Origin of the sequence: Falcatimonas sp. MSJ-15 (genome assembly GCF_018918265.1) — a bacterium.
GTDB lineage: Bacteria > Bacillota > Clostridia > Lachnospirales > Lachnospiraceae > Falcatimonas.
Map to the genome: position 1 here is coordinate 251,980 of NZ_JAHLQC010000001.1, position 21,690 is coordinate 273,669.

Sequence of the window (21,690 nt, forward strand, 5' to 3'; positions counted from 1 at the left end):
GAAGAATAGTAAAATTGACGGTATATAGTATAGATAAAAATTGTATAAATAGATATAGTAAAGAAAAAGTGCTTAAGTATGCATATATTAGCTGCGGTTATATAATTAACAAAACTTTCCGAAAAACAATGTATAGTATAGCTAAACTCGTGGAGGTAATTATGAATTATGATGTAAATATAATAACAGAATATGTATTTCTTGTTATTGCAATTTTGATATTAACTGCAATGATTTATACAAAACCAAGAAGAACCAGAATCTATCATATAGATTGTGCAGGAATGGTAATGTCAGTATTACAGATTGTTCTTAGTATAACTATAATAGGAATTACGAGAGAACCTGAAGAGTTTGATTCTATACTCTTTAATATTATATGTGCACTTTTTATGTTTAACTATCTTATTATATTGAATCTTATATTTAATTATGTATTATTATTATCACCTGAGTTAAAAATAAAATTCAGATATATTATGATAACAGAACTTATATATGATCTTGGTTATTGTATATATATGGGATATGGGATACTTGCAGGAAAAATGTATGCTTATGATGGAACAAGTATAATACTTACAGATTATTTCTACAGTTATCTTATATTTGGAATACTTGACAGTCTATATTCATGGTCTACATGGATAATAGGCAGGCGTAATATGTCAAGAATTGTAAAAATCGGAGTAGCAATTCTATCTCCATTAGATACAATATTACTTATGTTACAATGGTATGTTCGTGAGACTTGTGTATTCTCAAGTGCTACATATGTCTTTCCATTTGTTATATTTTATATACTTTTTCATAGTAATCCATACAATGAGATTGCAGGATGCCAGAATGAATACTCTTTTGAGACGAGATTTCTAGATGCGATATACCTTCACAAAAAATATACGATTATCTATGTTAAGATGACGCAGTTTCGTGTTGACGGTGAGATTGATTTTTATAATCAGCGTAAATATGCATTATCTACTAAAAGCCGTCAAATAGAACATGTATCAATAAAAATGCATAATTATATAATTAGCGATAAAGAATTCATAGTATTCATAAAAAGTGGTGAAAAAGACAAAGTACAAGGATATGTTGAACAGGTATATAATATTCTTGCAGAGGGTCTTCCATATAAGAATTCAGTACTGCATACAGATTTTAAGATGTTAGTAATGGAGAATACTCCGTATGTTAATAATATGCATATGTTAAAAGTGTTCTATGATTATATGATAAAAAAGATGCATAATAACTATGAGAATGAAAAGTATGTATGTAAAGATAAAGATTATGAACAATTCAAAGAAGAGTATGCGATTGAGAATATGCTTGTTGACATAAGAAATAAGATGGATCTTGAAGATGAGAGAGTTATATGTTATGCACAGCCAATTTACAGTATATCGACAGGAACATTCAGAACAGCAGAAGCACTTATGCGTCTTAAGATGGATGGAAGAATAATATATCCTGATAAATTTATAGAACTTGCAGAACATAATGGATGTATTCATGCACTTACATGTATTATTCTTAATAAAGTATGTAAAGAGATTAATGAACTTGCAAATACTTATGATTTTGATGCAATAACAATTAATTGTTCAACGGTTGAGATGGAAGATGAGAATCTCTATACAGAACTTATGAAGATACTTAACGATAATAAAGTAGCAAGTTCGAAGATAAGGCTTGAACTTACTGAGAGTACGATGAGTGGCAATTATGAGATTGTATCTGAGAATATGAGAAAACTTAATCAGGCAGGTGTGAAATTCTATCTTGATGATTTTGGAACAGGATATTCTAATCTTGAGAGAATTGTAAGTTTTCCATTTATGACAATAAAATTTGATAAAAGTATACTATATCGTGCAATTAGCGATTCGACAATGAACGATCTTGTAGATGGTATAGTAAGTATATTTAAGAAAAAAGGATTTGTATTGCTTGTAGAAGGCGTAGAGAATGAAGAACATAGCAAATATAGTATTGATCATGGTTTTGATTATATACAGGGATATAAATATGCAAAACCTGTTCAACTTGAAAAATTATCAGAATATTTCAGCAAAAAATAGCTTTCATCATTCTTTCAAAATAATAAGCAATATGCTATAATTAGCATAAATCTAAAACTATGAGAAACACGATGAAAGGAGACGTCACAGATATCTGTGGCAGTATAATATGGCACATATTGAACAGAGTAAAATCAGAAATTTTTGTATTATCGCGCATATTGATCATGGAAAATCAACTTTAGCGGATAGAATTATTGAAAAAACAGGACTTTTAACAAGCAGAGAGATGCAGTCACAAGTTCTTGATAATATGGAGCTTGAGAGAGAACGTGGTATAACAATTAAAGCACAGACAGTCCGTATAATATACAATGCACAGGATGGTGAGGAGTATGTATTCAATCTTATTGATACTCCGGGACACGTAGATTTTAATTATGAAGTATCACGAAGCCTTGCTGCATGTGATGGTGCGATTCTTGTTGTAGATGCTGCACAAGGTGTAGAAGCACAGACACTTGCTAATGTATATCTTGCACTTGATCACGATCTTGATGTCTTCCCTGTTATCAACAAGATAGATCTTCCAAGTGCAGATCCAGATAGAGTAATAGAAGAGATAGAAGACGTAATAGGAATAGAAGCACATGATGCACCAAGAATATCAGCTAAGAATGGTATTAATATAGAAGAAGTATTAGAGAGTATAGTAACAAAGATTCCGGCACCGACAGGAGATCCTAATGCACCACTTCAGGCTCTTATATTTGATTCATTATATGATTCTTATAAAGGAGTTATTATATTCTGTCGTATTAAAGAAGGTACAGTAAAAAAAGGAACAAGAATCAGAATGATGGCAACAAAAGCAGAAGCAGATGTTGTTGAAGTTGGATATTTTGGTCCGGGACAGTTCATACCATGTGACGAATTATCAGCAGGTATGGTTGGATATATAACAGCAAGTATTAAGAATGTAAGGGATACTACAGTTGGTGATACAGTTACAGATGCACTTAATCCATGTGCCGAACCACTTCCAGGATATAAAAAAGTTAACTCAATGGTATATTGTGGATTATATCCGGCAGATAGTGCTAAGTATCAGGATCTTAAAGATGCACTTGAAAAATTACAGCTTAATGATGCTTCACTTAACTATGAACCAGAGACATCGGTAGCACTTGGATTTGGCTTTAGATGTGGATTCCTTGGACTTTTACATCTTGAGATAATACAGGAGAGACTTGAGAGAGAATATAATCTTGATCTTGTAACAACTGCTCCTGGTGTTATATATCATGTATATAAGACAGATGGTGAGATGATAGAACTTACCAATCCATCAAATCTTCCAGATCCATCAGAGATAGAACACATGGAAGAGCCTATTGTAAATGCAGAGATAATGGTTACTAAGGAATTTGTTGGTTCAATAATGCAATTATGTGAAGAGAGACGAGGAACATACCTTGGAATGGAATATATAGAAGACACAAGAGCATTATTAAAATATGAACTTCCACTTAATGAGATAATATATGATTTCTTTGACGCATTAAAATCAAGATCAAGAGGTTATGCATCTTTTGATTATGAGATGAAAGGCTATGAAAAATCAGATCTGTGTAAACTTGATATTCTTATTAATAAGGAAGAAGTCGATGCACTCTCATTCATTGTACATTCAAGTACAGCTTACGAACGTGGAAGAAAGATGTGCGAGAAACTAAAAGAAGAGATACCAAGACATCTCTTTGAGATACCAATACAGGCAGCTATTGGAAGTAAAGTTATAGCAAGAGAGACAGTAAAAGCACTTAGAAAAGACGTCCTTGCAAAATGTTATGGCGGCGATATCTCACGTAAGAAGAAACTTCTTGAAAAACAAAAAGAAGGTAAGAAGAGAATGCGCCAGGTTGGTAATGTAGAGATACCACAGAAAGCATTTATGAGTGTTTTAAAACTCGATGAGAAGTAGAGATTAAAAGATATTAGTGTCTTAAAACTTGATGAAAAGTAGAGATTAAAAGGAATATTAATATGATAAAAGAGCAATTAGGGATATATATACATATCCCTTTTTGTGCGCGTAAATGTAATTATTGTGATTTTTTATCATGTAGGGCAGATTATGATATGATGAAAAAATATACAGAATCATTAATTAAAGAGATGCGCATAGAAAGTGAATATGTTAATAAAAAAGAATTAAAGACAATATTTATCGGTGGTGGAACACCATCCATTCTTCCAGTTGAACTTATGGAGAGTATATTACAATCGCTTAACGAGTACTGCGATATGTCATCATGTATTGAATTTAGCATGGAATGTAATCCAGGAACACTTAATGCAGATAAGCTTGACATGTATAGACAATATGGAGTTAACAGGCTTAGTATAGGACTTCAGTCTGCTAATGATAAGGAACTTAAGATGCTTGGAAGAATTCATACATTTGAAGATTTTTTGCAAAGTTATTATCTGGCAAGAGAGAAACATTATAATAATATTAATATAGATCTTATGAGTGCATTGCCATACCAGACAAGAGAGACATATTTAGATACACTAAAAAAAGTTGTTGAACTTAATCCTGAACATATATCTGCATATTCGCTTATAATTGAAGACGGAACACCAATGAAAAAGATGGTCGAAATTGCTAAGGAAAATCCACTTCCTGACGAGACAGCAGAGCGTGATATGTATTATGATACTAAGAGAGTTCTTCATGAGAATGGATATGAGAGATATGAGATATCTAACTATTCAAAGCCAGGCAGAGAATGTATTCATAATATGTCATATTGGAGGCGGACATCATATATTGGATTTGGCATTGGTGCTTCATCATATATTGAAGGAACAAGATATAATAATATATCAGATTTTCAGACATATTTTGATATATTGCAAAAAGCAGATAAAAGAGATGATATAACCAGACTACATGAGAATGTAGAATCTTTAACGAAACAAGATATGATGGAAGAATATATGTTTCTTGGACTTAGGATGATGGAAGGAGTATCTGTTAGAACATTCTATGAGGAATTTGGCAAGACTATAGATGATGTGTATGGAGATATTTTGCAAAAACATATAGATGAGAAACTTATAGAGCGAAGTGACGATCGAATCAGGCTTACAGAACTTGGAATAGATGTAAGTAATTATGTATTCTCAGACTATATTTTTTAAAAAAAGGCAATTATCCGCTTGAATGTATGTGGGAGGTATTAGGATGAAGAGAACAGATATTAATATAAGAGATCCTTTTGTGCTTGTAAAAGATGGCAAATATTATATGTATGGTTCACGAGGTGAAACAGTATGGGGACTTGCTGATGGATTTGATGTATATGTGAGCAAAGATCTTGAAGAATTTGATGGACCATATGAAGTATTTCACCGTCCGGAAGGCTTTTGGGCAGACAGACATTATTGGGCACCGGAAGTTCATGAATATAATGGAGAATATTATATGTTTGCGTCATTCAAAGCAGAGAATATGTGTCGTGGAACTCAGATATTAAGAGCAAAGACACCAATGGGACCATTTGAATTATATAGTGATGGACCTGTTACACCGAGAGATTATGAGAGTCTTGATGGAACACTTTATGTTAATAGCAAAGGCGTTCCATATATTATATTTTGTCATGAATGGACACAAGTTGTTGATGGCGAAGTATGTTATATGGAACTTAGCAGAGATTTAAAACATGCAATAGGCGAACCGGTTGTAATATTTAGAGGCTCATCACCGGAATGGACCATGGAAGGCGAGAAGCAATATGTGACAGATGGACCATTTGTATATAGAACTACCGATGGAGATCTTCTTATAATATGGTCAGGTTTTGCAAAGAGTGGATATGTTCAGGCGATAGCCAGAAGCGATAATGGTGATATAACCGGTAAGTGGACACAAGATAAAGAATTGCTATTTCCAGACAATGGTGGACATGGAATGATATTTGAGAATCTTAATGGTGAACTTATGCTTGCACTTCATTCACCTAATAATAATCCGTATGAAAGACCAGTATTCATTCCTGTTAAAGATACAGGACATACGCTTATTAGAGTATAGAAAAACTCTTATAAACAAAGTAGTGCATAGTGGATACTTAAGGTAAATGAATAGTCTATACCATAGATTTTGTGCCTGTTAGAGAATCAAAATATTACAAATTGAAATATAGCATTTCTTTTTTATGGAAAATGTATTAATATAGATAGTATCTTAATACAAATATAGAATGTCTGAACTATTATAAAACAGTTTCAGAAGTATTACGACATTAGATTATGGCATAAATTAAGATATAATATATGAGAAATGGTTGGAGGTAACTATGTACAGTTTTAACAATGATTACAGTGAGGGAGCATATCCTGGAATATTGGAAAAGTTAATGGAGACTAATCTTATTCAGACAGTGGGATATGGTCTTGACGAATATTGCAAAGAGGCAGAAAAACTTATATTAAAGCATATAGAAAAGGAAGATTCACATGTGCATTTTATATCAGGAGGAACACAGGCTAATCTGCTTGCGATCTCATCTTTTATAAAACCATATGAAGCAGTTATTACAGTAACTACCGGTCATATTAATGTTCATGAGACTGGCTCAATAGAAGGAACAGGTCATAAGATACTTACCAAATACGCATCAGATGGTAAAGTAACACCTGAGATAATTGATGCTCTTATGGAAGAGAATACAACAGAACATATGGTAAAGCCGGCACTTATATATATATCAGATTCAACAGAAGTTGGAACTATATATACAAAGAGTGAACTTGAAGAATTAAGACATAGTGCAGATAAGCATGGACTTATACTATTTATGGATGGAGCAAGACTTGGAGCAGCACTTACAGCTGATGCTAATGATCTTACAATGGCAGATATAGCAGCACTTACAGATGCTTTTTATATAGGTGGAACTAAGAATGGTGCATTATTTGGAGAAGCACTTGTAATTAATAATGAGAGACTTAATGAAGATTTCAGATATATGGAAAAACAAAAAGGTGCGATGCTTGCAAAAGGAAGAATGTTAGGAATACAGTTTATGGAACTGTTTAAAGACAATGTATTCTATGATCTTGCAGCTCATGCTAATAAGTGTGCAGCGATAATTAAAGATGCATTACTTGATAAAGATATTGAGTTCAAATATGAACCTGAGAGTAATCAGTTATTTCCTATTTTTACATATAAAGACATTGACAAACTTTCAAAAGATTATCTATTCTCAATAGATTCTAAAGTCGATGAAGAACATGCATGTGTAAGAATAGTGACATCATGGGCAACAAAAGAAAGTGCAGTAGAGGAATTTGTAAAAGCAATAAAAGAGTTATAAAGTTATAACAACCTATTATAATAGCACAGAGGAGAGTAATATGGAATTTACGAATGTTGTAGAGACTAGAAGAAGTGTTAGAGAATATGATGCAAGTAGAAAAGTAGAGAGAAGTGTTGTTGAAGAGATTATAAAAGAAGCTTCATACGCACCATCATGGAAGAATTCACAGACAGCAAGATATCATTGTATTATGTCTGAAGATATTATTAAAGAAGTAGAACAAGAGTGTCTGCCAGAGTTTAATGCAAAAAATGCAGACGGAGCAAGTGCAATTATAGTAGCATCTTTTGTGAACCATCGTTCAGGATTTGAACGAGATGGACGCAAAAGTAATGAACTTGGTGACGGATGGGGATGCTATGATCTTGGACTTAATAATATGATATTTCTATTAAAAGCACATGAACTTGGATTATCAACTCTTGTTATGGGACTTAGAGATGAGAAGAAGATTAAAGAGCTGCTTAATATAGGTGACGAGGAGACGATTGTATCAGTTATAGCACTTGGATATTCAGATGTACAACCATCTATGCCAAAAAGAAAAGATGTTGATTCTGTAGCAAAATTCTATTAAGTATACATTTAAAAATCTCATAAGGAAGGCTTAAGGCAACGCCCGGATTAATATGTGTCAACAAAAACACGCTTGCGCTAAGTGTACATCGTAACGGTACTAAGTTCGCCATACATCTAAGATGTATAGCTTACTAAGTGCCGACGATTACCACATTGTTTTTTTGATACATATTAATCCGGGCGTTGCTAATATACGTTTTTCAGAGATTTTTAAATGGATTATTGGTTTACAATATACAATTTTGCAAAATATTATTATGCGAAAACGTAGCTACGAAACTCATCGAAACGTAAATTGGATTGCCAGAGTATAGATAGCATCAAAAGAAAACAATGTGGTAATCGTCGGCACTTAGTGCGTTGGAAGGCAAAGACTTCCAACAAACTTAGTACCGTTACGCTGTACACTTAGCGAGAGCGTGTTTTTGTTGATGCTATCTATACTCTGGCAATCTTAGATAAACTATATATGAGTTTCGCATAAGTATACTTTTGAAAATTAAGAATAAAAAAATTTGCAAAAGGTGTTGACAAATATAATAGGTAGTGATATTGTATGTTTAACAAGATTAGCACTCCTTAAAGGTGAGTGCTAACAAAGAAAAAATACGAGAGGTGAGCTGATGGTTTTAGATGATAGGAAGATGAAGATATTGCAGGCGATTATCAAGAATTACCTTGAGACTGGTGAGCCGGTAGGATCAAGAACAATATCCAAGTATACAGACCTTAACTTAAGTTCAGCGACCATTCGTAACGAGATGTCGGACCTTGAAGAATTAGGACTTATAGTTCAGCCGCATACATCGGCAGGAAGAATTCCTTCAGATGCAGGTTACAGATTATATGTAGATAATATGATGCATGAGAAGGAACAGGAACTTGAGAAGCAGCAAAAAGAAGTGCTTGAGATAAAAGAACTCCTGGTTGATAAAGTTGACAAGGTTGAGACATTACTACAGAATGTAGCAAAGACGCTGGCGAATAATACTAATTATGCGACAATGATTACAGCACCAAGTTATCATAAGAATAAAGTAAAGTTCATTCAGCTTTCACAGGTTGATGAATATCATCTGTTAGCAGTTATAGTTGCTGAAGGCAATATAATAAAGAATAAGATGATAGATGTAGAGAGCATTATAGATAATGAGACGCTGTTAAAACTTAACATATTACTCAATACAAGTCTTTGTGGACTGTCAATGGAAGAGATTAATCTTTCGATTATATCTAAACTTACAGTTCAGGCAGGAGAACATGGACCACTTGTTAATCAGGTTCTGAATGCAGTAGCAGAAGCAATAGGTAATGAAGAAGACCTTAAGATATATACAAGCGGTGCTAATAATATATTCAAATATCCTGAACTTAGCGACAGCCAGAAAGCCAGTGAACTTATTAATACATTTGAAGAGAAGAAGCTTCTTACCAGCTTAGTTAATTCATCAGAAGATGATGACAATGGTATTCAGGTATATATAGGAAGTGAGACGCCGGTAACATCAATGAAGGACTGTTCCGTAGTTACAGCAACATATGAACTTTCAGAAGGCGTACAAGGAACTATAGGTATTATAGGACCTAAAAGAATGGACTACGAAAAAGTGGTTGAAACTCTCAAAGAAGTCAAAACACAGCTTGATACTGTGTATAAAAAGACTTGATGAAAGGTGGAATTATAAAAGTGTCAGAAGTTAATAATAAAGAAAAAGACTTAGAAGAAAAAATCTTAGAGGAAGACAACAATACAGACGTTGATAATACAGAAGAAGATATTGTAGACGGAGAAGTTACACAAGCAACTGAAGATGAAGAAGAAACTGAAAAAGCTAAAAAAGGTTTCTTTGGAAAAGAAAAGAAGAAAGACAAAAAAGACATTCAGATAGATGAACTTACAGACAAATATAAAAGAACAATGGCAGAATTCGATAACTTTAGAAAACGTACTGAAAAAGAAAAATCAGCAATGTACGAAGTTGGAGCTAGAGATGTAATTGAAAAAATATTACCTGTTGTTGATAACTTTGAAAGAGGTCTTAAGACAGTTGCAGAAGAAGAAAAAGATAATCCATTTGTAGATGGAATGGATAAGATTTATAAGCAGCTTATGAAGACATTAGAAGACATGGATGTAAAGCCTATCGAAGCTTTAGACAAAGAATTTGATCCGGCATTCCATAATGCAGTAATGCATGTAGATGATGAAAATGTCGGAGAGAATGTAATCGTTGAGGAATTCCAAAAAGGTTACATGTACAGAAATACAGTGGTAAGACACAGTATGGTAAAAGTTGCAAATTAAATTTGCAGATTAAATTGTTAAATAATTTCTATTTTAGATATTAGGAGGAAATAATCATGGGAAAAATAATTGGTATTGATTTAGGAACAACAAATTCATGCGTAGCCGTTATGGAAGGTGGTAAACCAGTTGTTATCGCTAATACTGAAGGTGTTAGAACAACTCCATCTATAGTAGCATTTACAAAGACTGGAGAAAGACTTGTAGGTGAACCTGCAAAACGTCAGGCAGTTACTAATGCAGACAAGACAATCTCATCAATAAAGAGACATATGGGTACAGATTATAAAGTAACAATTGATGATAAAAAATATTCACCACAGGAAATATCAGCTATGATTCTTCAGAAATTAAAAGCTGATGCAGAAAGCTATCTTGGTGAAAAAGTAACAGAAGCAGTTATTACAGTTCCAGCTTACTTCAATGATGCAGAAAGACAGGCAACAAAAGATGCAGGTAAGATTGCAGGACTTGAAGTAAAACGTATTATCAACGAGCCAACAGCAGCAGCTTTAGCTTATGGTCTTGATAATGAACATGAACAAAAGATTATGGTATACGATTTAGGTGGTGGTACATTCGATGTATCTATTATTGAAATTGGTGATGGTGTAATCGAAGTATTATCAACATCAGGTGATAAACAGCTCGGTGGTGATGACTTTGATAAGAAGATTACAGATTATATGTTAGCAGAATTTAAGAAAAATGAAGGCGTAGACTTATCAAATGATAAGATGGCTCTTCAGAGATTAAAAGAAGCTGCTGAAAAAGCTAAAAAAGAATTATCATCAGCTACAACAACTAACATTAACTTACCATTCATCACAGCAACAGCTGAAGGTCCAAAACACTTTGATATGAACCTTACAAGAGCTAAATTTGATGAATTAACACATGACTTAGTAGAGAGAACAGCAATTCCTGTTCAGAATGCTATGAAAGATGCTGGTCTTACTAATGCAGACCTTACAAAAGTATTATTAGTTGGTGGTTCAACACGTATCCCAGCTGTACAGGATAAAGTAAAACAGTTAACAGGACATGAACCAAGCAAGAGCTTAAACCCAGATGAATGTGTAGCAATCGGTGCTTCAATTCAGGGTGGTAAATTAGCAGGAGATGCCGGTGCAGGTGAAATCCTTCTTCTTGATGTTACTCCACTTTCATTATCAATCGAGACAATGGGTGGTATTGCAACAAGATTAATCGAGAGAAATACAACAATTCCTACAAAGAAGAGTCAGATATTCTCAACAGCTGCAGATAATCAGACAGCAGTTGATATCAATGTAGTACAGGGTGAAAGACAGTTTGCAAGAGATAATAAATCACTTGGACAGTTCAGACTTGATGGTATCCCACCAGCAAGAAGAGGTGTTCCACAGATTGAAGTTACATTCGATATCGATGCTAATGGTATTGTTAATGTATCAGCAAAAGACCTTGGAACAGGAAAAGAACAGCATATCACAATTACAGCTGGTTCAAATATGTCAGATTCAGATATTGAAAAAGCTGTTAAAGAAGCTGCAGAATACGAAGCACAGGATAAGAAACGTAAAGAAGGAATCGATGCTCGTAACGAAGCTGATTCAATAGTATTCCAGACAGAAAAAGCTATTGAAGAAGTTGGCGACAAACTTGATCCAACAGATAAGAGTGCAGTTGAAGCAGACTTAAATGAATTAAAATCATTATTAGAGAAAACTCCAGTAGATGGTATGACAGATTCAGATATCGATGCTATCAAAGCAGGAAAAGAAAAATTAATGAATAGTGCTCAGAAGTTATTTGCTAAGATGTACGAACAGTCTAATCCAGGTCAGGGAGCAGGTCCTGATATGGGCGGAGCAACAGGTAGTGCATCACAGGATGATGATGTTGTTGACGGAGACTACAAAGAAGTATAATATAGAGACGTAGTTAGTTAATGAGTAACATATACGCAGGGAGTCTAATAGCCCCCTGCGTAAGTCTATAAAAAAAGGTGAAAAGCAATGGCAGATAAGAGAGATTATTATGAAGTGTTAGGCGTTTCAAGAGATGCGGACGATGCTACACTTAAAAAAGCCTACAGACAGTTGGCAAAAAAATATCATCCAGATACTAACCCAGGTGATAAGGAAGCTGAAGCTAAATTCAAAGAAGCTTCAGAGGCTTATGCTGTATTAAGCGATCCTAAGAAACGTCAGCAGTATGATCAATACGGTCACGCAGCATTCGATGGAGGAGCTGGTGGAGCCGGAGCCGGCGGTTTCGACTTTAATATGGGCGATATGGGTGACATATTTGGCGACATATTTGGTGATATATTTGGTGGTGGCGGAGCTAGAAGAGCATCAGCCAATCAGCCAATAAGAGGTGCTAATGTAAGAACAGCTGTAAGAATTACATTTGAAGAAGCAGTATTTGGTGTTGAAAAAGAACTTGATATTACACTTAAGGAAGAATGTCCTACATGTAAAGGCTCAGGAGCTAAACCTGGAACAACTCCACAGACTTGTCCAAAATGTAATGGTAAAGGTCAGGTTGTATTTACACGACAGTCATTATTTGGTTCTATGCAGTCAGTACAAGTATGTCCAGACTGTGCCGGTAAAGGAAAGATTGTAAAAGATAAATGTACAGATTGTAGTGGTTCTGGATATATAAGCAGAAGACGTAAGATTCAGATTAGTATTCCAGCGGGTATTGATGACGGACAGAGTATCAGAATTCGTGATAAAGGTGAGCCGGGTACTAATGGTGGACCAAGAGGAGATCTGCTTGTAGAAGTTCAGGTATCAAGACATCCAATATTCCAAAGAGATGGATATACAATATATTCAACAGTACCTGTATCATTTGCAACAGCGGCTCTTGGTGGAGCAATCAGAATTAATACTGTAGATGGTGAAGTTGAATATGAAGTAAAACCAGGAACACAGACTGATACAAGAGTCAAATTAAGAGGCAAAGGTGTCCCAAGTCTTAGAAATAAGGCTGTAAGAGGTGACCATATTGTAACACTTGTTGTACAGGTGCCTGAACATATGAACGAAGAACAAAAAGAAGCATTAAGAGAGTACGACAGATTAATGACAGGTGGTACACTCGATGAGCATAAGAAGAAAAAAGGCTTCTTTGGTAAATAGAATAATATAGTTAATATTAAGAATGTAGGCTTATTAATATTTTTGATAAAAGATAATACCGGTTCATAATGTCATTTAAAATAGACATATATGAACTGGTATTATTTTGTTTTTTTACAAGGAAATACTATATTAAAAACTTAATGCAATAGCATCAGTTTATGTATATAATTAACACTAAGCAAAAGAAATCGTCAATAATCAGATTAACACTATAAAGAATTGCCGACAAATATGATAAAAGGCTTAAAATAAGCTAAATTAGTAATATTTACATCAGAAAAAAATACAATAGAATAAAGCATAAAAGGAAAAATCTTAGTATGAGAAAGTTGAGAAAATTATTAACTCACACAACTTGGATAATGATACTTATATATGCTTGTAGTATTGTGGTACCAAAAGATTGTTATATAAAAGTAATATATGCAGCAGAAGAAGTGACAACTAATGAAATTATAACAGGTAGTGAAAGTACAACAGATAACGAAGCTGTAATAAATGATGAAGCATCAACAAGCAGAGAGGCTACAACAGCCAATGAAACTGTAACAGATAAAAGTAGAAAAGATAACGAAGAAGTAACAGAGACGAAAGATGCAACAGATAGCAAAACAACAACAGATAATATAGAGACTGCAGGGCAACAGTCTGACGTATCGCTAGAGATATCATCGCCATGTGCTATATTAATAGAACCAACGACAGGAACTATTATATATGAAAAGAATGCAGATGAAGTAAGACCACCAGCAAGTGTAACAAAGATAATGACATTATTACTTACATTTGATGCGATAGATGATGGAAGAATATCACTTACAGACGAAGTAGTTACATCGGAACATGCAGCATCAATGGGAGGCTCACAAGTCTTTCTTGAAACTGGTGAGATTCAGACAGTTGAGACACTTATAAAATGTATATCAGTAGCAAGTGGTAATGATGCATGCGTTGCAATGGCAGAGTATATAGATGGCAGTGAGCAGGAATTTGTAAATAGCATGAATGAACGTGCAAGTGCACTTGGAATGAGCAACACACATTTTGTAAACTGCTGTGGACTTGATGCAGATGGTCATGTCACAACAGCGAGAGATATATCACTTATGTCAAGAGAACTTATATTAAAACATCCTGAGATATTTGAATATTGTTCAATATGGATGGAGAATATAACACATGTGACAAGACGTGGAAGTAGTGAATTTGGTCTTGCTAATACTAATAAACTTTTAAAACAATATGAATATGCAACAGGTCTAAAGACAGGTTATACAAGTATAGCAAAATATTGTATATCAGCTACAGCAAGAAGAGATGGTCTTGATATGATTGCTGTAATTATGGGAGCAGATAACTATCGAATTCGTACAAAAGAAGCAATTGAATTATTGAATTATGGTTTTGCCAATACAAGTATTTATAAGGATGATGATAATAATCGTGAAAAATTATTACCTGTTGATATTTTAAATGGCATAAAAGAACAAATTGTGGTAGGATATAAAGAGAATTTTTCATATCTTACAATAGGAAAAAACAGTGGAGAGATTACAAAGTCAATAGACATTAATGAGAGCATAAAAGCACCGGTAAAAACAGGTGATGTATTAGGAAAGCTTACATATTACATGGGTGATAAAGAGATAGGAACTGTAGATATAATAGCCTTAGAAGATGTGAGATGTATGAGATATTTAGATTATCTTAAGATGCTTTTTAAAAAGTGTATTGAATTCTAGATGACATTAAAGTTATGATATATAATAGCATACGATAATGTTAGGGGCAAAAGCCCCGACTTTGATGCCTACGAATTGCTCCGTTAGAATGCTATAATGGATTATACTAAGAGCACATTAAGAAAGAATGAGGAATAAAGAATGTATGATAGGTTGTAACAAAGTTACCACAAAAGAATATATAATTGAAAATAGTAAGATACCAAAAGCTTTTGATGAGTATACAATAGTAATGCTCTCAGATCTGCATGACAATCCGATTGTTGATAAGATTATAAAGAGCGTTGATATGATATCACCAGACATTATTGTATGTGCGGGAGATATGCCAGTATCTAATGTAAAATATATGGATAGACAATATATTGCAGAAGAATTAATGATAAAGTTGGCAAAACAATATAGAATATTATATGCTAATGGTAATCATGAGACGAAGATAAAAGAGCGAGAATACAAATTTGGCAAATACTATGAAGAATATAGACTAAAGCTTGAAGATGCTGGAATAGAATTCATTAATAATAAAAAGTATACAATTGAAAAAAATGGTGAACATATAGTATTTACCGGATATGAATCTACACTTGGATATTACAAGAAAGCTACCAGTCAGATACTTCCGGTAGAAGAATTAGAAAAACTTACAGGAACTAACAATCCCTATGAGTATAATATTCTTATAGCACATAATCCGGTATATTTTTCAACATACGAAGAAGCAGGATATGATCTGGTATTTTCAGGGCATGTACATGGTGGGATTATAAGACTTCCTATTATTGGAGGAGTATGTTCGCCACAAGTAAAACTTTTTCCAAAGTATGATAAAGGAAGATTTGATATTAACGATTCAGTAATGATACTTGGAGCAGGACTTGGAACACATACGATTCCTATAAGATTCAATAATCCACCTGAAATTATAGTTGTAAAATTGAAAAAAACTTATTAGAATAATGGTGTTTGCACAAGTATATCAGGTAATAAAAAATAGTTTTATAAGCTAGAGCGTAAAACCCAATACCTTTAGGTGATGGGTAGTTCACAGATACCTGATAAGTATATACAAAGGTGGGAAAAATATGGCTATACCTGTTAAAATTCAGGTTTTTGAAGGTCCGCTAGACCTTCTGTTACATTTGATTGAGAAAAATAAAATTAATATATATGATATACCTATAGTAGAGATAACAAAACAGTATCTAGACTATGTCAATGCCATGCAAAAAAGCGATCTTAATGTTGTAAGCGAGTTTCTTGTTATGGCAGCTACGCTTATAGATATAAAGTCTAAGATGCTTCTTCCGGCGGAAGTTGACGAGAGTGGAGAAGAGATAGATCCAAGAGCAGAACTTGTTGAGAGACTTCTTGAATATAAGATGTATAAATATATGTCGTATGAATTAAAAGACAGACAGGTAGATGCTAATAGATCTTTATATAAGCAGGAGACAGTTCCAGATGAGATAAAAGCATATAAAGAACCAGTTAATCTTGATGATTTACTTCATGATATTACACTTAAAAAACTTCATGAGATATTTAAAGACGTAATGCGCAGACAGGAGAATAAGGTAGATCCTATAAGAAGCAATTTTGGTAAGATTGAAAAAGAAGAAGTCAATCTTGAAGAAAAGATGGAATATGTAAAGGAATATTCTTCTACACATCAGATATTCAGTTTTAAAAATCTTCTTGAAAAACAGGCATCAAAGATGCAGATAATAGTTACATTTTTAGCTATTCTTGAATTAATGAAGATGGGTGAGATAATAATCGAACAGGCAGCAATATGTTCAGATATACTTATATGCAGAAAAAGGCAGGTGAATTAAAGTGGAGATGAAAAAACTTGAAGCGGCAATTGAAGCAATACTTTTTACAATGGGTGACTCTGTAGAATTGTCTAAGATTGCAATCGCCATAGGACATGATGAAGAGACTACAAGAAAAATATTAAGAAATATGATGGATAGATATAATGTAGAAGAGTCGGGAATAAAACTTATAGAACTTGAACAAAGTTATCAGCTTTGTACTAAGCCTGAACTATATGAATATGTTACAAAAGTTGCGGCTCAGCCACAAAAATATGTTCTTACAGATGTATTGTTAGAGACACTTTCGATTATTGCATATAGACAGCCGATAACAAAACCGGAGATAGATAAGATACGAGGTGTAAAATGCGATCATGCAGTTAATAAGTTAGTCGAATATAATCTTGTATGTGAAGTAGGAAGACTTGATGCACCGGGACGTCCGCTTATGTTTGGAACAACAGAAGAATTCTTAAGAGCATTTGGAGTTGCATCAATAGATGAACTTCCGGAGATAGATGAAGAACAGCTTGAAGATTTTAAGATGCAGGCAGAAGAAGAAGTTCAGATGACGCTTGATGTATAATTAAATTGTGTTGACTTTAAGCTGGCATAAGATTAATATATAAATTGGTGATTATATGTACTTGTTAATGTTAATGATACAGAATATTACCATTTTAGCTGTTTGCATAATTATAGAATACAATAATTGTGCATTCGCTTAAATAGCTTTATTAGGAGGAATAACAAAATGGAAAGAAAAAATGCCTGGGAAAAATATGATGACGCAAAAAGACAGGTAGTTCTTGATTTTAATGAAGACTACAAGAAATTTATCTCAGATAATAAAACAGAAAGAGAATGTGTAGCAGATACAATAAGAAGAGCTAAAGCATGTGGATACAGAGATCTTGATGAGATTATCAAAAATGGTGAATCTCTAAAAGCAGGAGATAAAGTATATGCTAATAATATGAATAAGACAATTGCATTATTTGTAATTGGTTCAAGACCACTTGAAGATGGTATGAAGATACTTGGTGCGCATGTTGATTCACCAAGACTTGACTTAAAACAGAATCCTCTATATGAAGATACAGATATAGCATATCTTGATACACATTATTATGGCGGAATTAAAAAATATCAGTGGGTTACATTACCACTTGCATTACATGGAGTTGTAGCATTAAAAACAGGTGAAGTTATTAATGTAGTAATTGGTGAAGATCCATCAGATCCAGTTGTAGGTATATCAGACTTATTAATTCACTTATCAGCAGATCAGCTTGATAAAAAAGGTGCAAAAGTAATCGAAGGTGAAGACCTTAATATTACAGTTGGAAGTATGCCACTTACATCAGAAGAAAAAGAAAAAGTTAAAGCAAATGTACTTGGAATCTTAAAATCTAAATATGGATTTGAAGAAGAAGATTTCTTATCAGCAGAGATAGAAGCTGTACCAGCAGGTCCTGCAAGAGACTTTGGTCTTGACAGAAGTATGATAATGGGATATGGACATGATGACAGAGTATGTGCATATACATCACTTGCAGCAATGCTTGAAGTAGAGAATCCAGATAAGACTTGTGTATGTCTCTTAGTTGATAAAGAAGAGATTGGAAGCGTTGGTGCAACTGGTATGCAGAGTAAATTCTTCGAGAATACAGTAGCAGAATTAATGGAATGTATGTCACAGTATTCAGGAATTGCTTTAAGAAGAGCACTTAAGAATTCAAAGATGTTATCATCAGATGTAAGTGCAGCTTATGATCCTAACTATGCAAGCGTTAATGAGAAGAAGAATTCAGCTTATTTTGGAAGAGGTATTGTATTTAATAAATATACAGGCTCAAGAGGAAAAGGTGGATGTAACGATTCTAATGCAGAATACATTGGTGAATTAAGAAAAATTATGGATAATAATGATGTAGCATTCCAGACAGCAGAACTTGGTAAAGTAGACCAGGGCGGCGGCGGAACAATCGCCTATATCCTTGCATCATACGATATGCAGGTAATCGACTGTGGTGTACCAGTACACAATATGCATGCTCCATGGGAAGTAGTAAGTAAAGTTGATGTATACGAAACTAAATGTGGATATGCAGCATTCTTAAAAGAAGCTTAATTAACAATAATTGAATACTAATTCAATAAAAACAGGTATGGAATTTATTCCATACCTGTTTTTGGCTAAGGATACATTTAAAAATCTCACAAGGCAGTTTGTTGGCTACACCCGAATTAATATGTGTCAACGAAAACACGCTCCCGCTAAGTGTCCATCGTAACGGTACTAAGTTCGCAATACACCTGCGATGTATAGCTCACTAAGTACCGACGATTTCCACATTGTTTTCTTTTGATACATATTAATCCTGGTGTAGCTGATATACGTTTTTCAGAGATTTTTAAATGGATTATCGGCTTACGATATACAATCATATAAAGCTGTAATTATATTGTTATTATTGTATCGTATGGATATTTTACATTTATAAATTTGGTCATTTATAAACTTTTGGATTTTAGAGCATATCACATAAATATATATGTAAATGTATATATTACACGAAAACGTAGCTGCGAAACTCATCGAAACGTAAATTAGATTGCCGAAGTATAAATAACATCAAAAGAAAACAATGTGGTAATCGTCGGCACTTAGTGCGTTGGAAGGCAAAGACTTCCAACAAACTTAGTACCGTTACGATGGACACTTAGCGAGAGCGTGTTTTTGTTGATGCTATTTATACTTTGGCAATCTTAGATAACCTCTATATGAGTTTCGCATAAGCATACATTTCGGAAAGAATATAAATGTGAAATATTGTGAAAACTAAAAAACAGTTTGCAATAAGTCAAAATGAGTGTATAATAGCATAGGTATTCATGAACGAAAATATATTAACCGTGAGGTTATTAGCAATAGATAAATTGAGAAGAATAGAGGTAAAGAGATTGAAGTGGAAAAAATTTAGATTAAAAACAACTACAATTGCATGTGATCTGGTAGTTGATATGCTTATGGAACTTGGAATCAATGGTGCAGAGATTGAAGATAAAGTGCCACTTACAGAATCAGATAAGAAACAGATGTTTGTTGACATACTTCCAGATGGACCGGCAGACGATGGAATTGCATATGTAAGTTTTTACTTTGAAGAAGATGAAGACGAGACAGAGAAGATGGCTAAGATAAAGGAAGGATTTAATGAGATAGCTTCATTTATGGATGCCGGAGAAGGAACTATAGAAGAATCAGAGACAGAAGATGTTGACTGGGTTAATAATTGGAAACAATATTTTAAACCATTTTCTGTAGATGATGTAATTATCAAACCTACATGGGAAGAAGTAGATAAAGCGGATGAAGGCAAGATAATTATTAATATTGATCCAGGAACAGCATTTGGTACAGGAATGCATGAGACAACACAGCTTATAATAAGAGAACTTCGTAAATATATCAAAGGTGGAGAAAAAGTACTTGATGTAGGATGTGGAAGTGGAATACTTGCAATATCAGCTCTTACTTTTGGAGCAGACAGTGCATTTGGAACAGATCTTGATCCATGTGCAATAACAGCAAGTCATGAGAATACACAGGCTAATGGAATAGATCCGGCAAGATTTACAGTTGTTGAAGGCAATATAATTGATGATGAGAAAGTAAAAGAGCAGGCAGGATATGGTTGTTATGATATTGCAGTAGCAAATATCCTTGCAGATGTTATTATGCCTCTATCAAAGGTAATTGCACCACATATTAAAAAAGGTGGATTATTCATATCATCAGGAATTATTGATATGAAAGAAAAAGATGTTGTTGACACAATTAAAGCCAATAGCGACTTTGAGATTATAGAAGTTAATCATCAGGGTGAATGGGTGTCTGTAACAGCCAGAAGACTGTAAAAAAGGATGATTATATGTACCATTTTTTTGTAGATAATAATAACATCTCTGATAAAGAAATAATAATAACAGGCTCGGATGTTAATCATATTAAAAATGTATTAAGATTAAGGGAAAATGATAAAATTTTAATCAGTGATGGACAGGGAAGCGATTTTTATTGTATAATATCGGAGATTAACAATGAAGAGATCGTGACAACAATAGAAAGCAGACTTGAAGAAAGTAATGAACTTCCGTCTAAGATATATCTGTTTCAGGGATTGCCTAAGAATGATAAGATGGAACTTATTATTCAAAAAGCAGTTGAACTTGGAGCATATGAGATAATTCCGGTAGCAATGAAGAACTGTGTGGTAAAGCTTGATAGTAAAAAAGAAGTATCAAAGTTAAAACGATGGGAAGCAATAGCTGAGAGTGCAGCAAAACAGAGCAAAAGATGTATAATTCCTAGTATTCATAATGTACTTAATTTTAAACAAGCTATTGAATATGCCAGTGAACTGGATATCAATATAGTACCTTATGAGAATCAAAAAGGAATTGATGAGACAAGACGTGTAGTTGACAGTATAGAGCCAGGACAAAGCATAGGTATATTCATAGGACCGGAAGGTGGCTTTGACGAGAAAGAGATAGAATATGCAATATCACAATCATTTATTCCGCTTACACTTGGACGCAGAATATTGAGAACTGAGACAGCAGGACTTGCGATGCTTTCAATACTTATGTACAATCTTGACAGATAATA

17 protein-coding genes are annotated in these 21,690 nt (G+C 33.7%); all 17 read left to right on the forward strand.

The window, feature by feature from the left end; genetic code table 11:
- Window positions 1-161 precede the first annotated feature (161 nt).
- The gene (locus KQI85_RS00920) at window positions 162-2,087 is read left to right on the forward strand and encodes an EAL domain-containing protein (RefSeq protein ID WP_216574158.1); all 1,926 of its coding nucleotides are present in this window, start codon (window positions 162-164) and stop codon (window positions 2,085-2,087) included.
- A gap of 109 nt (window positions 2,088-2,196) precedes the next feature.
- Complete coding sequence (lepA, locus tag KQI85_RS00925) at window positions 2,197-4,011, forward strand: translation elongation factor 4 (RefSeq protein ID WP_216574159.1); 1,815 nt, start codon at window positions 2,197-2,199, stop codon at window positions 4,009-4,011.
- A 62-nt stretch (window positions 4,012-4,073) separates the two neighbouring features.
- Complete coding sequence (hemW, locus tag KQI85_RS00930) at window positions 4,074-5,237, forward strand: radical SAM family heme chaperone HemW (RefSeq protein ID WP_216574160.1); 1,164 nt, start codon at window positions 4,074-4,076, stop codon at window positions 5,235-5,237.
- 43 nt (window positions 5,238-5,280) lie between these two features.
- Window positions 5,281-6,132: a glycoside hydrolase family 43 protein gene (locus tag KQI85_RS00935; protein ID WP_216574161.1), complete on the forward strand. Its 852-nt coding sequence runs from the start codon at window positions 5,281-5,283 to the stop codon at window positions 6,130-6,132.
- Window positions 6,133-6,397: 265 nt separating this feature from the next.
- On the forward strand, window positions 6,398-7,420 hold the full coding sequence (locus KQI85_RS00940) for a low specificity L-threonine aldolase (protein WP_216574162.1): 1,023 nt from the start codon (window positions 6,398-6,400) through the stop codon (window positions 7,418-7,420).
- A 40-nt stretch (window positions 7,421-7,460) separates the two neighbouring features.
- Window positions 7,461-8,000 carry a nitroreductase family protein gene (locus tag KQI85_RS00945; protein ID WP_216574163.1) on the forward strand — a complete coding sequence of 180 codons (540 nt, stop codon included), beginning with the start codon at window positions 7,461-7,463 and terminating at the stop codon, window positions 7,998-8,000.
- A gap of 625 nt (window positions 8,001-8,625) precedes the next feature.
- On the forward strand, window positions 8,626-9,669 hold the full coding sequence (gene hrcA / locus KQI85_RS00950) for a heat-inducible transcriptional repressor HrcA (protein WP_216574164.1): 1,044 nt from the start codon (window positions 8,626-8,628) through the stop codon (window positions 9,667-9,669).
- Between the two features lie 20 nt (window positions 9,670-9,689).
- The gene (gene grpE, locus KQI85_RS00955) at window positions 9,690-10,307 is read left to right on the forward strand and encodes a nucleotide exchange factor GrpE (protein ID WP_371820504.1); all 618 of its coding nucleotides are present in this window, start codon (window positions 9,690-9,692) and stop codon (window positions 10,305-10,307) included.
- Between the two features lie 56 nt (window positions 10,308-10,363).
- A complete protein-coding gene (gene dnaK, locus KQI85_RS00960; protein WP_216574166.1) occupies window positions 10,364-12,220 on the forward strand; it encodes a molecular chaperone DnaK in 1,857 nt (618 codons plus the stop codon).
- An 87-nt stretch (window positions 12,221-12,307) separates the two neighbouring features.
- Entirely contained in the window at window positions 12,308-13,444 is a 1,137-nt protein-coding gene (dnaJ, locus tag KQI85_RS00965; protein ID WP_216574167.1) for a molecular chaperone DnaJ, read from the forward strand.
- Window positions 13,445-13,767: 323 nt separating this feature from the next.
- On the forward strand, window positions 13,768-15,189 hold the full coding sequence (locus KQI85_RS00970) for a D-alanyl-D-alanine carboxypeptidase family protein (RefSeq protein ID WP_253293695.1): 1,422 nt from the start codon (window positions 13,768-13,770) through the stop codon (window positions 15,187-15,189).
- A gap of 145 nt (window positions 15,190-15,334) precedes the next feature.
- Window positions 15,335-16,144 (forward strand): metallophosphoesterase, encoded by an 810-nt coding sequence (locus KQI85_RS00975; RefSeq protein ID WP_216574168.1) that lies wholly within the window; start codon window positions 15,335-15,337, stop codon window positions 16,142-16,144.
- A gap of 130 nt (window positions 16,145-16,274) precedes the next feature.
- Entirely contained in the window at window positions 16,275-17,027 is a 753-nt protein-coding gene (locus tag KQI85_RS00980; protein ID WP_216574169.1) for a ScpA family protein, read from the forward strand.
- Window positions 17,028-17,034: 7 nt separating this feature from the next.
- Window positions 17,035-17,598, forward strand: coding sequence for an SMC-Scp complex subunit ScpB (gene scpB, locus KQI85_RS00985; protein WP_253293705.1), 564 nt, complete (start codon window positions 17,035-17,037; stop codon window positions 17,596-17,598).
- A 168-nt stretch (window positions 17,599-17,766) separates the two neighbouring features.
- On the forward strand, window positions 17,767-19,146 hold the full coding sequence (locus tag KQI85_RS00990) for an aminopeptidase (protein WP_216574171.1): 1,380 nt from the start codon (window positions 17,767-17,769) through the stop codon (window positions 19,144-19,146).
- A gap of 833 nt (window positions 19,147-19,979) precedes the next feature.
- Window positions 19,980-20,936 (forward strand): 50S ribosomal protein L11 methyltransferase, encoded by a 957-nt coding sequence (gene prmA, locus KQI85_RS00995; protein ID WP_216574172.1) that lies wholly within the window; start codon window positions 19,980-19,982, stop codon window positions 20,934-20,936.
- A 14-nt stretch (window positions 20,937-20,950) separates the two neighbouring features.
- Window positions 20,951-21,688, forward strand: coding sequence for a 16S rRNA (uracil(1498)-N(3))-methyltransferase (locus KQI85_RS01000; protein WP_216574173.1), 738 nt, complete (start codon window positions 20,951-20,953; stop codon window positions 21,686-21,688).
- Window positions 21,689-21,690 lie beyond the last annotated feature (2 nt).

What these genes read in the sequence shown, in the direction of transcription:
- KQI85_RS01000 (WP_216574173.1), top strand. Translation starts at nt 20,951, where the DNA reads ATGTACCATTTTTTTGTAGATAATAATAACATCTCTGATAAAGAAATA.
- lepA (WP_216574159.1), top strand. Translation starts at nt 2,197, where the DNA reads ATGGCACATATTGAACAGAGTAAAATCAGAAATTTTTGTATTATCGCG.
- KQI85_RS00980 (WP_216574169.1), top strand. Translation starts at nt 16,275, where the DNA reads ATGGCTATACCTGTTAAAATTCAGGTTTTTGAAGGTCCGCTAGACCTT.
- hrcA (WP_216574164.1), top strand. Translation starts at nt 8,626, where the DNA reads ATGGTTTTAGATGATAGGAAGATGAAGATATTGCAGGCGATTATCAAG.
- KQI85_RS00990 (WP_216574171.1), top strand. Translation starts at nt 17,767, where the DNA reads ATGGAAAGAAAAAATGCCTGGGAAAAATATGATGACGCAAAAAGACAG.
- KQI85_RS00935 (WP_216574161.1), top strand. Translation starts at nt 5,281, where the DNA reads ATGAAGAGAACAGATATTAATATAAGAGATCCTTTTGTGCTTGTAAAA.
- dnaJ (WP_216574167.1), top strand. Translation starts at nt 12,308, where the DNA reads ATGGCAGATAAGAGAGATTATTATGAAGTGTTAGGCGTTTCAAGAGAT.
- KQI85_RS00920 (WP_216574158.1), top strand. Translation starts at nt 162, where the DNA reads ATGAATTATGATGTAAATATAATAACAGAATATGTATTTCTTGTTATT.
- hemW (WP_216574160.1), top strand. Translation starts at nt 4,074, where the DNA reads ATGATAAAAGAGCAATTAGGGATATATATACATATCCCTTTTTGTGCG.
- KQI85_RS00940 (WP_216574162.1), top strand. Translation starts at nt 6,398, where the DNA reads ATGTACAGTTTTAACAATGATTACAGTGAGGGAGCATATCCTGGAATA.
- KQI85_RS00945 (WP_216574163.1), top strand. Translation starts at nt 7,461, where the DNA reads ATGGAATTTACGAATGTTGTAGAGACTAGAAGAAGTGTTAGAGAATAT.
- KQI85_RS00970 (WP_253293695.1), top strand. Translation starts at nt 13,768, where the DNA reads ATGAGAAAGTTGAGAAAATTATTAACTCACACAACTTGGATAATGATA.
- dnaK (WP_216574166.1), top strand. Translation starts at nt 10,364, where the DNA reads ATGGGAAAAATAATTGGTATTGATTTAGGAACAACAAATTCATGCGTA.
- KQI85_RS00975 (WP_216574168.1), top strand. Translation starts at nt 15,335, where the DNA reads ATGATAGGTTGTAACAAAGTTACCACAAAAGAATATATAATTGAAAAT.
- scpB (WP_253293705.1), top strand. Translation starts at nt 17,035, where the DNA reads ATGAAAAAACTTGAAGCGGCAATTGAAGCAATACTTTTTACAATGGGT.